The sequence below is a fragment of the Solwaraspora sp. WMMA2065 genome, from assembly GCF_030345075.1.
Classification (GTDB): domain Bacteria; phylum Actinomycetota; class Actinomycetes; order Mycobacteriales; family Micromonosporaceae; genus Micromonospora_E.
This window is the reverse complement of the sequence record NZ_CP128361.1, coordinates 2,206,368-2,219,758: the sequence shown is the minus strand read 5'-3', so window position 1 is coordinate 2,219,758 and position 13,391 is coordinate 2,206,368. Positions and strand designations below refer to the sequence as shown.

13 protein-coding genes and 1 tRNA gene are annotated in these 13,391 nt (G+C 68.9%); 8 read left to right on the top strand and 6 right to left on the bottom strand.

Features of this window, described 5'->3' with window-relative positions:
* The first annotated feature begins 1 nt into the window (after window position 1).
* A complete protein-coding gene (locus tag O7610_RS10065) occupies window positions 2-193 on the top strand; it encodes a DUF397 domain-containing protein (RefSeq protein ID WP_289213114.1) in 192 nt (63 codons plus the stop codon).
* Window positions 194-349: 156 nt separating this feature from the next.
* On the opposite strand, the gene O7610_RS10060 is transcribed toward O7610_RS10065, so the two are convergent.
* The 5 genes from O7610_RS10060 to O7610_RS10040 form a co-directional block, all read right to left on the bottom strand.
* Complete coding sequence (locus tag O7610_RS10060; protein WP_289213113.1) at window positions 350-2,293, bottom strand: M48 family metallopeptidase; 1,944 nt, start codon at window positions 2,291-2,293, stop codon at window positions 350-352.
* A 4-nt stretch (window positions 2,294-2,297) separates the two neighbouring features.
* Window positions 2,298-2,897: a LemA family protein gene (locus O7610_RS10055; protein ID WP_281550470.1), complete on the bottom strand. Its 600-nt coding sequence runs from the start codon at window positions 2,895-2,897 to the stop codon at window positions 2,298-2,300.
* A 115-nt stretch (window positions 2,898-3,012) separates the two neighbouring features.
* On the bottom strand, window positions 3,013-3,822 hold the full coding sequence (locus O7610_RS10050; RefSeq protein ID WP_281550469.1) for a hypothetical protein: 810 nt from the start codon (window positions 3,820-3,822) through the stop codon (window positions 3,013-3,015).
* A 53-nt stretch (window positions 3,823-3,875) separates the two neighbouring features.
* Window positions 3,876-4,817 carry a 5'-methylthioadenosine/S-adenosylhomocysteine nucleosidase family protein gene (locus O7610_RS10045; RefSeq protein ID WP_289213112.1) on the bottom strand — a complete coding sequence of 314 codons (942 nt, stop codon included), beginning with the start codon at window positions 4,815-4,817 and terminating at the stop codon, window positions 3,876-3,878.
* Window positions 4,818-4,824: 7 nt separating this feature from the next.
* Window positions 4,825-6,501: an AbeC-like domain-containing protein gene (locus O7610_RS10040; protein WP_289213111.1), complete on the bottom strand. Its 1,677-nt coding sequence runs from the start codon at window positions 6,499-6,501 to the stop codon at window positions 4,825-4,827.
* Window positions 6,502-6,698: 197 nt separating this feature from the next.
* On the opposite strand from O7610_RS10040, the gene O7610_RS10035 reads away from it, so the two are divergent.
* Complete coding sequence (locus tag O7610_RS10035) at window positions 6,699-7,391, top strand: NUDIX hydrolase (protein WP_281550466.1); 693 nt, start codon at window positions 6,699-6,701, stop codon at window positions 7,389-7,391.
* 44 nt (window positions 7,392-7,435) lie between these two features.
* Here the strand turns inward: O7610_RS10035 and O7610_RS10030 are convergent.
* A tRNA-Leu gene (locus O7610_RS10030) sits at window positions 7,436-7,512 on the bottom strand.
* A gap of 106 nt (window positions 7,513-7,618) precedes the next feature.
* On the opposite strand from O7610_RS10030, the gene O7610_RS10025 reads away from it, so the two are divergent.
* From O7610_RS10025 to O7610_RS10000, 6 genes are all read left to right on the top strand, one after another.
* On the top strand, window positions 7,619-8,236 hold the full coding sequence (locus O7610_RS10025) for an ANTAR domain-containing response regulator (protein ID WP_281550465.1): 618 nt from the start codon (window positions 7,619-7,621) through the stop codon (window positions 8,234-8,236).
* 328 nt (window positions 8,237-8,564) lie between these two features.
* Window positions 8,565-9,689, top strand: coding sequence for a branched-chain amino acid ABC transporter substrate-binding protein (locus O7610_RS10020; RefSeq protein ID WP_475053785.1), 1,125 nt, complete (start codon window positions 8,565-8,567; stop codon window positions 9,687-9,689).
* Between the two features lie 99 nt (window positions 9,690-9,788).
* Complete coding sequence (locus O7610_RS10015) at window positions 9,789-10,739, top strand: branched-chain amino acid ABC transporter permease (RefSeq protein ID WP_281550463.1); 951 nt, start codon at window positions 9,789-9,791, stop codon at window positions 10,737-10,739.
* The gene (locus O7610_RS10010; protein WP_281550462.1) at window positions 10,736-11,845 is read left to right on the top strand and encodes a branched-chain amino acid ABC transporter permease; all 1,110 of its coding nucleotides are present in this window, start codon (window positions 10,736-10,738) and stop codon (window positions 11,843-11,845) included. The genes O7610_RS10015 and O7610_RS10010 overlap by 4 nt, the downstream gene beginning before the upstream one ends.
* Entirely contained in the window at window positions 11,838-12,656 is an 819-nt protein-coding gene (locus O7610_RS10005) for an ABC transporter ATP-binding protein (RefSeq protein ID WP_281550461.1), read from the top strand. The genes O7610_RS10010 and O7610_RS10005 overlap by 8 nt, the downstream gene beginning before the upstream one ends.
* Window positions 12,646-13,356 carry an ABC transporter ATP-binding protein gene (locus tag O7610_RS10000; RefSeq protein ID WP_281550460.1) on the top strand — a complete coding sequence of 237 codons (711 nt, stop codon included), beginning with the start codon at window positions 12,646-12,648 and terminating at the stop codon, window positions 13,354-13,356. Before O7610_RS10005 ends, O7610_RS10000 begins: the two co-directional genes overlap by 11 nt.
* The last annotated feature ends 35 nt before the right edge of the window (window positions 13,357-13,391 follow it).

The window sequence follows — 13,391 nt, the reverse complement described above, 5'->3', positions numbered from 1 at the left end:
CATGTCTGATCTGACCGGTGCGGAGCGGCGGAAGAGCAGCCAAAGTAGCTCACAAGGCAACTGTGTCGAGGTTGCAACTAACTACCCAGGAATCGTCGCTGTCCGGGACAGCAAAGATAGGGAAGGGGCGACGTTGATCTTCACGTCCCACGGACGGGATGCCTTCCTCGTTTTCGCCACAGTAACGAGGTAGCCGCCCATCTTCAGACGCATGTGCCGTGATCCGCTGCGCTCGAGCTGACCACACGCCGGCGTGTCGGGTCGAAGAGACGCTGTGGATCACGGCTGTACGAGGTCGGTCAGCGAGGACGTCGTCACGAGCGCGGCTCCAGGGGCAGGCTGTGAGCGGTCAGGCCGGCACCGGAAGTGGTGGCAGTGGGCTGTGCAGGATCAGGCAGATGGTCCGCAGCAGCTCGACCTCCGGCACGGTCATCACCCCGTCGTGTCCGATCACCGCGACCGCCGCCGCCACCAGCCGGGACTTCTCCACCGGGCGCAGTTCGTCGAGGAGCGGCCAGACCGATTCCAGTTCCAGTACGCCGCCCGCAGGCGGGGTGAACCGGGCGGATGCCTCGGGCAGAGCATGCGCCGCACCGGCGGCGAAGGCCCGCTGCGCGGCGGCCGGGTCCGGGTGCCCGGCCTGGGCGAGCACGCTGAGCAGCGTCTGTACAGCCGGTTGGCTGGCGCGCAGCGTACGGCGGCCGTGGCCCGGCTTCGACGATGGCCGCAGCGATTCGCGCAGCTCGTCGCCGACGAGCCGGGACAGGCAGTACTCGAAGACGCTGATCCGCCCGTCGGCCCGGACCAGGGTGGCCATCGCGTCGGCGAGCGCGTCCCGGTCGGCCGGTGACCGCTGCGCCAACGCGGGGAAGGCGACCTCGGCCAGCGGCAGCCGTAGCATCGGGTGCAGGCCGGCGGTGCGCGCACCGGCCTGCCAGGCGGCGTCGGCGAGCGCGGAGCCGTACCGCTGGGCGATGGCGGCATGCTGGCCGGCGCGGACCTGCGGGTCGGCCGACAGCAGCAGGCCGAGGATCAACGGTGCCACTGTGTCCGGTCGACGGGCCTGCTCCGTCAGCTCCTGCGGGATCCGGGAGAGCAGGTCGGCGGCGTGTTGGTAGGCGCTCGCCGGCGGCGCGCCGATCCGGTCGACAACCTGGGCCGGGTCCATCGGCACCTGGGTGTCGTCGGCGGGCAACGCGGCGTCGGCGGGCAACGCGGCGCCGCCCGGGGTGCCGCCGGTGAGCCCGAGCGCGCGGTCCTCGGCCAGCCCGGACGGCGGGGCCGCCGCCCACCGCCGGGACAGTGTGGTCAGCTCGGTCGCGTCGAAGCTGGGATCGAGTGCCTTGATCCGGTCGGCGATCGGCGGATGCGTCGAGAACAGCGCGGTCAGCCTGCCACCCGGGCCGAACAGCATGTGGCCGACCTCTTCGGACTTCGGACTCTTCAACTGTGACCCGGCGGGCAGCCCGGCGATCTTCTTGAGCGCACCGGCCAGCCCGGCGGTCTGCCGGGTGAACTGCACGGCCGACGCGTCGGCCAGGTACTCGCGTTGCCGGGACACCGACGCTTTGATCAGTCGGCCGACCAGCACACCGACGTACCCGGCGGCGACCATCGCCAGCCCGATCAGCGGCAGCGGATTGCCGCCCCGGTTGTCGCTGCGGGAGCGGCCACCGCTGACGAATCCGGTGCGCAGTAGGCCACGGCCGATCACCGCCAGGAACAGGATGCCGAACAGCAGCCCCATCAACCGGATGTTGAGCCGCATGTCGCCGTTGACCACGTGGCTGAACTCGTGGGCGATGACGCCCTGCAGCTCGTCGCGGTTGAGCCGCTCCAGCGTGCCACGGGTGACCGCGATCGCCGCATCCGAGGTCGACCAGCCGGCGGCGAACGCGTTGATCCCCTCCTCGCGCGGCAGCAGGTAGATCTCCGGCACCGGCACGCTGGAGGCGATGGCGATCTCCTCGACCACGTTGCGCAGCCGGCGCAGCTGCGGGTCGATGGTGTCCGGCGGCACCGGTACGCCGCCGAGTTCCCGGGCCACCCGTCCGCCGCCACCGCGTAGCGTGACGGTGCGGACCAGCGCCGCCAGGCCGATCACCGCGACGGTCGCCAGACTGGTCACCACCAGCATGCCGAGGAGCGCGACCGGTTGCCGGGACGCGCCGTCGAAGACGACGAAGACGGCGAGGTCGACCACGGCCACGATGCCGACGACGGCGGCCACGAACAGCACGACCAGCCGGGCGGAGACCCGTCGGACCTGACGTTGCCGTTCGAAGAAGTTCATTCGCTCAGAAGTTCACCTGGGGAGCCTGCCGCTGCTGCGGATCGTCGACCTCGAACAGGGCGGCCGGGCTGAACGAGAACATGCTCGCCACGATGCTGCCGGGGAAGCGTTCCCGCTTGTTGTTGTAGCCCATCACCGCGTCGTTGTAGGCCTGCCGGGCGAACGCGACCCGGTTCTCGGTGGAGGTCAGCTCCTCGGTCAGCTGCATCATGTTCTGGTTGGCCTTGAGGTCCGGGTACGCCTCGGAGAGCGCGAACAGCCTTCCCAGGCTCTGGGTCAGCATGTTCTCGGCCCCGGCTAGCTGCTGCATCGCTGCGGGGTCGCCCGGCTTACCGGTCGCGGCGGCCTGCGCGTCGACCGCGCCGCCGCGAGCGGCGATCACCGCTTCGAGCGCCTCACGTTCGTGTCTCATGTACCCCTTGGCAACCTCGACGAGGTTGGGGATGAGGTCGTGGCGTCGGGTCAGCTGTACGTCGATCTGGGCGAACGCGTTCCGGAACGCGTTACGGGCGGTGACCAGTCCGTTGTACACCGCGACGCCGTACCCGGCGAAGACTACCACAACTATACAAATCAGGCAGAAGAGCCCGATGGCCAGTTCCATGTCCTCCTGCTCCCTGCCTCGCCAGCGGTGACGCAGCGACCCCGGCGGCCTGCACTGATAGCTCGCCCGAGCGTACGCCACCTGCACCGCAGCCGGGCCGAACCAGAGCGGCCGGTCAGGGCACCGGAGCACCAGTGAGGTCGACCGGCCGTCCGTGCCGCCAGAGGTGTTCGAACTCGTCACGGAAGTGTCGGTACCACTGCAGACTGGCGGTGGTCAGCGTCATCATCGGTTCGGCTGCCGACGGGCGGTGGGAGTAGAGGTCGACGTGAATGCGTCCGGTCTCCTCGTCGGCGTCCAGCAGGATCATCCCCGACGCCGGCACGAGCGGCAGCAACCGTACCTCCAGGGAGCCGGTGCCGGGACGGGCGGTACGGGCCAGCTCGCGTAACAGGTCGAGAGTAGGCCGGGCCCGGTTGACGAAGATGTCCCGGTCGTCCGGAAGGGTGGCCCGCCGGGCGGCCTCGGCCGGTACGGAGGTCGCCGGGTCGATGAGCGCCACTCTGATGCGGGCACCTGCGGCAAGCCGGCTGGCGATCTGATCGACCTGGTTACGCAGGGTCCGGCCGAGGGTCACCCCGACTAGGGCAATGTCCTCGACGTCGGTGAGGTCGACGTCTGCACCGGAGGTGGAGGCCCGTAGCGACATCCCGCCGGACGGCTGGGCCGGCAGGTGCCGAATCAGCCGTACCGCGCCGTCCAGCCGGCGCACCACCTGGTCCAGCTGCCGGCGCTCCCCGGCCACAGTCGTGGTGAGCAGGGCCAGCGTTCCCAGCGTCGCGGCAGCCACGGTGGCGGTGTCGACCACGTCAAGGACGCCGAGCAGACCGAGCGCCAGGGCGAGCAGGACGGTGATTACGGTGTCCAGCCGGTGGCTGAACAGACCACGCCTGCGCGGTGGCCAGGCGCGAACCGGACCTGGCATCGCATCCTCCTGGTACGGCAGGTGCTGCCCGGACCGGGTCCGGGCAGCACCTGTCAGCGGCGTGCGTCCCACAGGTAGGGCAGCACGCGGTGGAACGCCCGGGCGGCGTTTCGGGCCGCCAGGTCATGGTCGCGGTGGCCCTTTGCCGCGTCTGCATGGTCGGAAATGCCGCGGAGCACGAGCCAGCCGGTGAGCCCGGTACCGTCGGCGAACTCCTCCCGGAAGCCCTGTACGAGGCCACCGGACTCGGTCTCGACAGCGAGGCACTTCTCCTGGAAGTCATGCAAGAACGTACGGATCCGGGAGTGTTCGTCGGTGATCACCGCGCTGCCGGAACCCAGCGGCCCGCGTCGTACGCGGAAGTCGCCGCCGTGATCCGGTGAGGGAATTCGCAATGGCTCGCCCTCGGTGCTGAACAGGTCGTTTACCGCGATGGTCAGTGCCGCCGTCAGCGCCGTCGACTCGCCCCGCCAGCGGGGACCGTCCGCGGTGTCCCGATGGTTGTCGTAGAAAATGATCTGGTCGGCGAGGACCACGTCGCCGACGTCGAGTTGGGCGCTGATGCCACCGGCGATGCCGACGAGGGCGATGATCGGCGGCGCGTACCAGTGCCGTAGCCGGGTGTAGGCGGCGGTGGCCGACAGTTGCCCCCGGTCCAGGGTCTGCATCAGCACCGCTGTGCGCGGCCCGTGCGGAGTCTCGAAGGTGGCCTCGTGCACCCGGCTGCCGTCGGGGAGCACCTTGCGGCGGTACTCCTCGGCCTGCTGGAAGACCTCGACGACGGCGCGCGTCTCCTGCGGCAGTACGGTCAGCACACCCAGATCGGCCCGCTGCTGGGCGGGGTCGGTTTCGGACTGCTGCGGTACGGCACGGGTGTCGCCCCGGTGTGGCGTGGCGCCGCCGGAAACCGGGTTGAACGAGTTGGAGATGTTGCCGGTGCGTACGTTGCCGCTGGCGTAGAAGCCGCTGTTGTGACTGACGCCTGGCTGATTCATCAGATGCTCACTTCCGGACCGGGTTGAACGAGTTGGAGATGTTGCCGGTCTGCACGTTGCCAACGGCGTAGAAGCCGCTGTTGATCAGGACGTTTGCGCGCTGGCGGAACTCGGTGACGTCCACCCCCTGCTCGACGAGGAAGTCGAGGGTGGCGGCGACCAGGCGGCGAGTGACAATCTCCTGGTACTTCGCGACGTCCTGGTTCTGGAAGTCGTTGCGGACCTCGTCGAAGGTGGCCAGCTCGCGAACTCCGACCCGGGCGCCCCGGTCGATGCCGTACGGCAGGGCCGACCGACTCGTCGCGACGCGCCGGATCAGCGACCGTACGACGGTCCGGGCCAGGTTGACCGGAGCCATCGCCACCACCTGCGGTGATTCGGCCAGACCGGACAGGGCGGCCCTGGCGTAGGGCAGTAGTCCGATGCTGCTGACGTCGTCAACGATCCGGTACTCGTCGCGGCACGGGGCCAGCGCGCAGGTGGCGATCTCGAGGTAGAGCGTGCGGCCCTGCAGCGCGAAGTGCGCGTACACGGTGGTGACCAGCTCGCCCCGCCAGGAGGTGACCTGGCAGGCGAGGTAGTGCCGGCGGGCGTCGCGCGGCTGCCGGATGATGTCCACCATGGTGGGTCCCCAGGTCATCTGGGCTAGTTCGGTGGTCTCGGTACCCGCGGTGAAGACCTTGTCCACCACCGTCAGGCCCGGCAACAGGTGCTCCGGCGAGTCCGCCTGGCTGAGCGTCGCGAGCCGGTCCCGGACGTATCCGACGAGCTGCTCCGCAGCGAACGGGAGTTCGTCGATCTCCCGCTGTGACTCGGAGGACCGGTCATCGAAGCCCTGTTGCGGGCGGATCATCCGGACGGCCAGGTCCGAGATTCCCAGGACCTTTCCCGATCCGACGAAGGGAGAGTAGCCGGAGTAGACGATGGTGTTCCCGCCCTGCTGCCGCAGGATCTCCTGGATCCGGCCGTCCGACGGCGGGGCCGGCGGACGGCTGGCGGGCCCATGCTGCGCGGCCTCGTGCCACCGGACGATGTTGGCGACCACGGTGGGCCCGAACGCAGCGCACAAAGCCATCACGGCTCCGATATGGACGACTACCAACAAGCTCGTGACGGGGTCTTCGCCTTGGAACGCCTGACTGGTCACCAGGAGGCTGGCGGAGCCGAAGAGCAGGGCCAGGAACAGCCAGAACGCGCCGATGCTGACCAGACTCGCGGCGGCGGAGCCAACGATCCGGCTCAGCCGTCGCGACTCGTCGACGGCTGTCCGGTGCAGCGAGTCGCGCACCAACCGGATTGTCGAGACAACCGACTGCACGGCGCCGAGCAGCATGCCGGTCGCCAGGATGCCGAACCCTCCGATGCAGAGGCTGAGGAGCAGCACTCCGACGATGACGGAGTCCCGGATGGTGAGGATGCGCCCGGCCTGTCGGCAGTGCCCGAGCACGGTGCCGAGGTCGAACCCGTAGGACGGTGCCACCGCCCGGGTCGGCTGGTCGTACACCTCCCGTAGCGCGGCCCGGCAGAACCGCTCGTCGAGGTACGCGCCGACGACAAGGTGTCGGGTAGCTGAGGTGGGCGCCACCGCCACCGCCACCGCCACCGTCGGCGTCGGCGGTTGCGGTGTGGCCGGCTGCGGCGTGGGCGGCCGCTGCGGCGGCACGGGGGAGATCTGATCGGTCATGAGGGCGACCTCCGGGGAGGGTGCTGAAATCGGATCGCGGTTGAACGACGACCGGGCGGGACCGGGTCGTCACAGGTAGCCGATAGATATCGTCAGGCTGACGATATCAGTTACCAAGCGTAAGTGGGCAATCGGTTATCGTCAAGGTGACGATTGGATACACTCGGGCCGTGAACGGTCGAGGAGTAGTGACCCTGGTGTCACTGACGGTTGACCTGGTCGTGTTGACCGTGCGGGACGAGCGGTTGCACGTGCTGCTGATCGAACGAGGCAAGCAGCCCTTTCTGGGCAGGACCGCCCTACCTGGAGGGTTCGTCGGCGCCAATGAGGACTCCGGTGCCGCCGCCCTGCGGGAGCTCGCCGAGGAGACCGGGATCGACGGCCGCGCCCTCCACCTCGAACAGCTGTACAGCTATACCGAGCCCGGGCGCGATCCGCGAGGCCGGGTGGTCAGCATCGCGTACCTCGCGCTCGCTCCGGACCTGCCGCTGCCGGCGGCCGGCACCGACGCGCGACACGCAAGGTGGTCGCCGGTCGACGAGCTCGGCTCGGACGACCTCGCCTTCGACCACGCCACGATCCTGGCCGACGGAGTCGAACGGGCCCGCGCCAAACTGGAGTACACGACCCTGGCGACGGCGTTCTGCCCGCCGACCTTCACCATCACCGAGCTGCGGCGGGTGTACGAGGTGGTGTGGGGGATGGGTATCGATCCCCGCAACTTCCACCGCAAGGTGGTCAACGCCGACGACTTTCTCGTTCCTACCGGCCATCGCCGGGTGACCGACGTGGGCCGGCCCGCCGCGCTCTACCGTGCCGGTGGGGCGACCGTGCTGTATCCGCCGATGCTGCGCAGCGGAAGCCACGGGCCAACGGCGGGACAGCGCTGATATCGAGTCCGGCCCACCGGACCGAAGGGCCGCGCCTAGCTGGGTGGTGCCCCCGGTGGGATTCGAACCCACACTGTCGGAGGTTTGAGCTCCGTCTCTCTACCGGTTGGAGTACGGGGACCTTTGTCGGGTCTGGGGCCCGGCTACGCCAAGCCTACCTACTACGCTGAAGGCGGTGACACCCAACCCGGTGGGTGTCGGGTGGCAAGCGTTGGGGGTAGGGGTACGTGGCCGACAGGCAGGCGGGTGCCGAGCGCAGGCGGGTGCTGATCGCGGAGGATGAGGCGTTGATCCGCCTCGATCTGGCGGAGATGCTCCTGGAGGAGGGCTACGACGTGGTCGGCGAGGCCGGGGACGGCGAGACGGCCGTCCGGCTCGCCGAGGAGCTCAAGCCCGACCTGGTCATCCTTGACATCAAGATGCCGATCATGGACGGGTTGGCGGCGGCCGAGCGGATCGCCGGTGGCCGGATCGCCCCGGTGGTCATCCTCACCGCGTTCAGCCAGCGGGACCTGGTGGAGCGGGCCCGGGCGGCGGGTGCGATGGCGTACCTGGTGAAGCCGTTCCAGAAGAGCGACCTGGTGCCGGCGATCGAGATCGCGCTGTCCCGCTACTCCGAGGTGGCCGCGCTGGAGTCCGAGGTCGCTGGCCTGACCGACCGGCTGGAGACCCGCAAGGTCGTCGAGCGGGCCAAGGGCATGCTGATGACCTCGTACGGCATGACCGAGCCGCAGGCGTTCAAGTGGATCCAGCGGATGGCGATGGACCATCGGATGACCATGCGCGACGTCGCCGACCGGATCCTGGCCGAGACGCCCGGTGAGGCCGCCAGCCAGCAGCAGTGAACCGAGGCCGCCAGTCAGCAGCAGAGCGGTGACGCCGGCGGCAGCAGTGAGCCGTCGCCCCGGCATCGGCGTCGGGGGATGACAGCCGACGCGTGTTACAGCCATACGGGCAGTCAGGCCACGCTACGTAACGTTTTTGTCAACGGCCCTTCCTGGACCTTACGGCGTGCCCGGCAGGTGGGATAGCGTCCCGCCCCAAGGCCGGGATAGCGGCCGGGTGCGTGCTTCCCGCAAGAGCCAATCGGCAGTGGGTGGTTCGGGCCAATTGGATCTAGGAGGGTTTCGAGCCTTGAAGCGTAATCTTGTCCGCGTGCTCGGCGGCGTCGCCATGATGGCGCTCGTCGCGGGCGGCGCCGCCTGCGGCAGCGGCGATGGCGACACCACGGAAGCTGGCGGCGATGCGTGTGGTTACAAGATCGCCTTTTTCGGGGCGCTGACCGGCCCCTCGGCGGCGCTCGGCATCAACGAGAACAACGGCGCGGCGCTCGCGGTCGAGCAGTACAACGAGGCGAACCCGGACTGCAAGGTCGAGCTGGTTGGGCTGGACTCGCAGGGCAGTCCGGACCAGGCGCCGGGTCTGGCCCAGCGGGCCATCGACGACGACAAGATGCTCGGCGTCGTCGGTCCGGCGTACTCCGGTGAGTCGGAGGCGGCCGGTCCGCTGTTCGCCGAGGCCGGTCTGGTCACCATCACCCCGTCGGCGACCCGGCCGAGCCTGGCCGACCAGGGCTGGCCGACCTTCTTCCGTGGCGTCGGCAACGACCTGAGCCAGGGTCCGGCCGCCGGCGTCTACATCCGCGACGTGCTGAACGCGGAGAAGGTGTTCGTCATCGACGACCAGTCTGCGTACGGTGCCGGGCTGGCCGACGAGGTCAAGAACGTCCTCGGCGACCTGGTCGTCGACTCCGACAAGGTCCAGGGCGAGGGCAAGCAGGTCGACTTCTCCGCGACCGTCACCAAGGTGCGTTCCTCGGAAGCGGACGCGGTCTTCTTCGGTGGCTACTACCAGGAGGCCGGCCTGATCCGTAAGCAGCTCACCGACGCGGGCATCACCGCGACGATGGTTGCCGGTGACGGCGTCAACGACCCGGCGTTCGTCGAGTCGGCCGGTGCGGCCGCCGCCGAGGGCACCATCCTCACCTGCCCCTGCCAGCCGGCCACCGAGGCGCGCGGCAGCTTCGCCGCCGACTTCGAGGCGCTGCACGGCAGCCCGCCGGGCACCTACAGCGACACCGCCTACGACGCGGCGAACATCATGCTCGAGGGCATCAAGGAGGGCAACACCACCCGCGAGGCGCTGCTCGAGTGGGTGCGTGGCTACGAAGGCGAAGGCGTCGCGGCCAGCTACAAGTTCGACGACAAGGGCGAGATGGACGTCAACCAGGTCGTCGTCTGGGCGTTCAAGGTCGTCGACGGCGAGGTCGTGGCGGACCAGGAGATCCCCAAGCCCTGATCTGCCCGATCGGCGAGATCAGCTGTCTAGCGGGTGCGGCCGGGAGCACGCTCCCGGCCGCACCCGACTCTTTTCCCAGCCCTCGATGGAGCACCCTCCTTGGACGTCAACGGACTGCTCTCGAACTTCGGAGAGCTCACCACAACCGGCTTGACACAGGGCGCCATCTATGCCCTGGTCGCGCTGGGTTACACGCTGGTCTACGGCGTACTCAGACTCATCAACTTCGCCCACTCCGAGGTCTTCATCGCCGGCGCGTTCGCCGCGCTGTGGACCTGGGGCGCGCTCGGCCTGACCCAGGACTCGGTGGTCAGCGGAGTGGGCCAGATCATCTTCTACTTCCTGATCGCGATGGTCGCCGCCGCGCTGGCGTCGGCGGCGACCGCGACCCTGGTCGAGCGGGTCGCGTACCGGCCGTTGCGCAAGCGCAACGCGCCGCCGCTGGCCTTCCTGATCACCGCGATCGGCGCGTCCATCGTGATGGCGGAGGCGTTCGGCATCTACACCCGGCGGTTGCCGCAGGGCCTGCCGACCATCGTCAGCAACGAGCCGTGGTTCACCGTGGCCGGGGTGCCGGTCAGCATCGTGCAGGTGCTGACCGTCGTCGCGGCGCTGGGCATGATGATCGGCCTTGACTTCTTCATCAACCGCAGCCGAATGGGCCGGGGCGTGCGGGCGGTCGCCCAGGACCCGAACACCGCCGCGCTGATGGGGGTCAACAAGGACCGGATCATCATGATCATCTTCGTGATGGGCGGCCTGATGGCCGGCGTCGCCGGCCTGCTCTACAACGTCCGCATCGGGGTGCTCACCTACAGTGTCGGCTTCCTGCTCGGGCTCAAGGCGTTCACCGCCGCCGTGCTCGGCGGGATCGGCAACCTGCGCGGCGCGCTGCTCGGCGGCTTCCTGCTCGGCGTGGTCGAGAACTACGCTTCCGGCCTGTTCGGTACGCAGTGGAAGGACTTCGTGGCCTTCGCCGTGCTGGTCGTCCTACTGATGTTCCGGCCGACCGGCCTACTCGGCGAGTCCCTGGGGAGGGCGCGGGTATGACCAGTCTGCGGACCAAGCTGCACGACGCACGCGGCCAGCTCTCCGACCGCTGGCACCACATGCCCAAGTGGACCCGCTGGGTGCTGATCGCCGCCGTGGTGGTGTTCTTCTATGCCCTGCCCAACGAAGGCTTCTACCAGCACCTCGGGCCGATCCCGACCACCGAGTCCAACTTCGGTCAGGTGCTGTTCACCGTCTCCATCTACGTGCTGCTGGCGGTCGGGCTGAACATCGTGGTCGGCTTCGCCGGCCTGCTCGACCTCGGCTACTTCGGCTTCTTCGCCGTCGGGGCGTACACGGTCGCGGTGCTCACCTCGCCGAGCAGCGACCTGAAGACGCTCTGGCAGTGGGAGATGGCGCTGCCGCTGGCGATCGGCATCACGATGATCTCCGGTCTGATGCTCGGCACCCCGACCCTGCGGCTGCGCGGCGACTACCTGGCGATCGTCACCCTCGGCTTCGCCGAGATGATCCGGATCGCCGCGGTCAGCTCCGAGTTCCTCAAGGGCCAGCGCGGGCTCAACCAGATCCCGCACCCGCCCGGCGAGTACGCCGACGGCAAACCGGTCTTCGGCGTGCTGGACGCCCGCCCGTACTACTGGCTGGTGCTCACCCTGATCATCGTGGTGGTGATCCTGGTCAGCAACCTCAACCGCAGCCGGGTCGGCCGGGCCTGGGTCTCGATCCGGGAGGATGAGGACGCCGCCCAGCTGATGGGGGTGCCCACCTTCAAGTTCAAGCTGTGGGCGTTCGCCATGGGCGCGGCGATCGGTGGCCTGGCCGGCGCGTTGTTCGCCGGCAAGCAGAACTTCGTCAGCTCGCAGAACTTCGAACTGCTCAACTCGATCATCATCCTGGCCGCGGTGATCCTCGGCGGCTCCGGCAACATCGTCGGCGCGATCGTCGGTGGCGGCCTGGTGGCGTACCTGATCGAACGCTTCCGGGGCATCGAGCTGTTCGGCGTCGAGCTCTACGAGTACCGGTTCCTGGTCTTCGGCCTGACTCTCGTCGTCATGATGATCTTCCGACCGCAGGGCCTGATCGCCAACCGGCGACGATCCGCCGAGTTCAAGGACCGCCGTAAGGAGGTGGCCGTCGGTGGCTGACACCGAAGCGACCGGGACCGGCCCGACCGCCGTGACCCGCGAACCCCTGCTCGAGGTCGACCACGTCACGCTGCGCTTCGGCGGTGTGGTCGCCCTGGACGACGTGGACTTCACCCTCTACAAGGGCGAGATCCTCGGCCTGATCGGTCCGAACGGGGCCGGCAAGACGACCTGCTTCAACGCGATGACCGGCATCTACCGGCCCACCGAGGGCGAGATCCGGTTCCGCGGTCAGCGGATCACCGGCAAGAAGCGTCACCAGATCACCAAGATGGGCATGGCCCGGACGTTCCAGAACATCCGGCTCTTTCCCGAGATGACCGCCCTGGAGAACGTCCAGGTCGGCGCGGACGCCCACCACAAGACCAGCGTCGTCTCGGCGATGCTGCGGCTGCCGAGGCACTGGCGCGAGGAACGTGACGGCCGGGAGAAGGCCCGCGACCTGCTGGACTTCGTCGGCATCGGGCACCGGATCGACGAAATGGCCCGCAACCTGTCGTACGGCGAACAGCGGCGGCTGGAGATCGCCCGGGCGCTGGCCACCAGCCCGGTGCTGCTCTGCCTCGACGAGCCGGCGGCCGGATTCAACCCGGCAGAGAAGGAGGAGCTGCTCCAACTGATCCGGCAGATCCGCGACCGGGGCGTCACCGTGCTGCTGATCGAGCACGACATGCGTCTGGTCATGGGGGTCACCGACCGGATCGTGGTGCTGGAGTTCGGAAAGAAGATCGCCGAAGGTCTGCCCGCCGAGGTGCGGGACGATCACCGGGTGATCGCCGCCTATCTGGGAGTGCCCGACGATGCTGCTTGAGATCGACGACGTCAGCCTGCTGTACGGGCGGATCCAGGCGCTGCACGGCATCAGCCTGACGGTGAACGAGGGCGAGATCGTTGCACTGATCGGTGCCAACGGTGCCGGCAAGTCCACCACCATGCGTGCGATTTCCGGCATCCGGCCGATCGCCGCCGGGCGGATTACCTTCGACGGCGAGGACATCTCCAAGCTCCGGGCCGACCTGCGGGTCCGGCGCGGACTGTGCCAGGCGCCTGAGGGCCGGGGGATCTTCCCCGGCATGACGGTGCTGGAGAACCTCGACATGGGGGCGTACACCCGGCGCGACCGCGCCGGTATCGCCGCCGACCTGGACCGGGTGCTGGGCCTGTTCCCCCGGCTGGCCGAGCGTCGCAGGCAGCACGGCGGCACGCTGTCCGGCGGCGAGCAGCAGATGCTCGCCGTGGGCCGCGCGCTGATGAGCCGACCGAAGCTGCTGCTGCTCGACGAGCCGTCGATGGGGCTCGCCCCGATGCTGATCCAGCAGATCTTCGACATCATCGTGGAAATCAACCAGCAGGGCACCACGGTCCTGCTGGTTGAGCAGAACGCCCAACAGGCGTTGTCCCGGGCGCACCGTGCGTACGTGCTGGAGACCGGTCGGATCGTCAAGTCCGGCACCGGCGCCGACCTGCTGCACGACCCGGCCGTCAAGGAGGCGTACCTCGGTGTCGCCTGACCCGGCACCGGTACGACCCGACCACCCCCTCGGAG

Coding starts and splice junctions, on each gene's coding strand:
- O7610_RS10065 (WP_289213114.1), top strand. CDS start 2: ATGTCTGATCTGACCGGTGCGGAGCGGCGGAAGAGCAGCCAAAGTAGC.
- O7610_RS10060 (WP_289213113.1), bottom strand. CDS start 2,293: ATGAACTTCTTCGAACGGCAACGTCAGGTCCGACGGGTCTCCGCCCGG.
- O7610_RS10055 (WP_281550470.1), bottom strand. CDS start 2,897: ATGGAACTGGCCATCGGGCTCTTCTGCCTGATTTGTATAGTTGTGGTA.
- O7610_RS10050 (WP_281550469.1), bottom strand. CDS start 3,822: ATGCCAGGTCCGGTTCGCGCCTGGCCACCGCGCAGGCGTGGTCTGTTC.
- O7610_RS10045 (WP_289213112.1), bottom strand. CDS start 4,817: ATGAATCAGCCAGGCGTCAGTCACAACAGCGGCTTCTACGCCAGCGGC.
- O7610_RS10040 (WP_289213111.1), bottom strand. CDS start 6,501: ATGACCGATCAGATCTCCCCCGTGCCGCCGCAGCGGCCGCCCACGCCG.
- O7610_RS10020 (WP_475053785.1), top strand. CDS start 8,565: ATGATGGCGCTCGTCGCGGGCGGCGCCGCCTGCGGCAGCGGCGATGGC.
- O7610_RS10010 (WP_281550462.1), top strand. CDS start 10,736: ATGACCAGTCTGCGGACCAAGCTGCACGACGCACGCGGCCAGCTCTCC.
- O7610_RS10000 (WP_281550460.1), top strand. CDS start 12,646: ATGCTGCTTGAGATCGACGACGTCAGCCTGCTGTACGGGCGGATCCAG.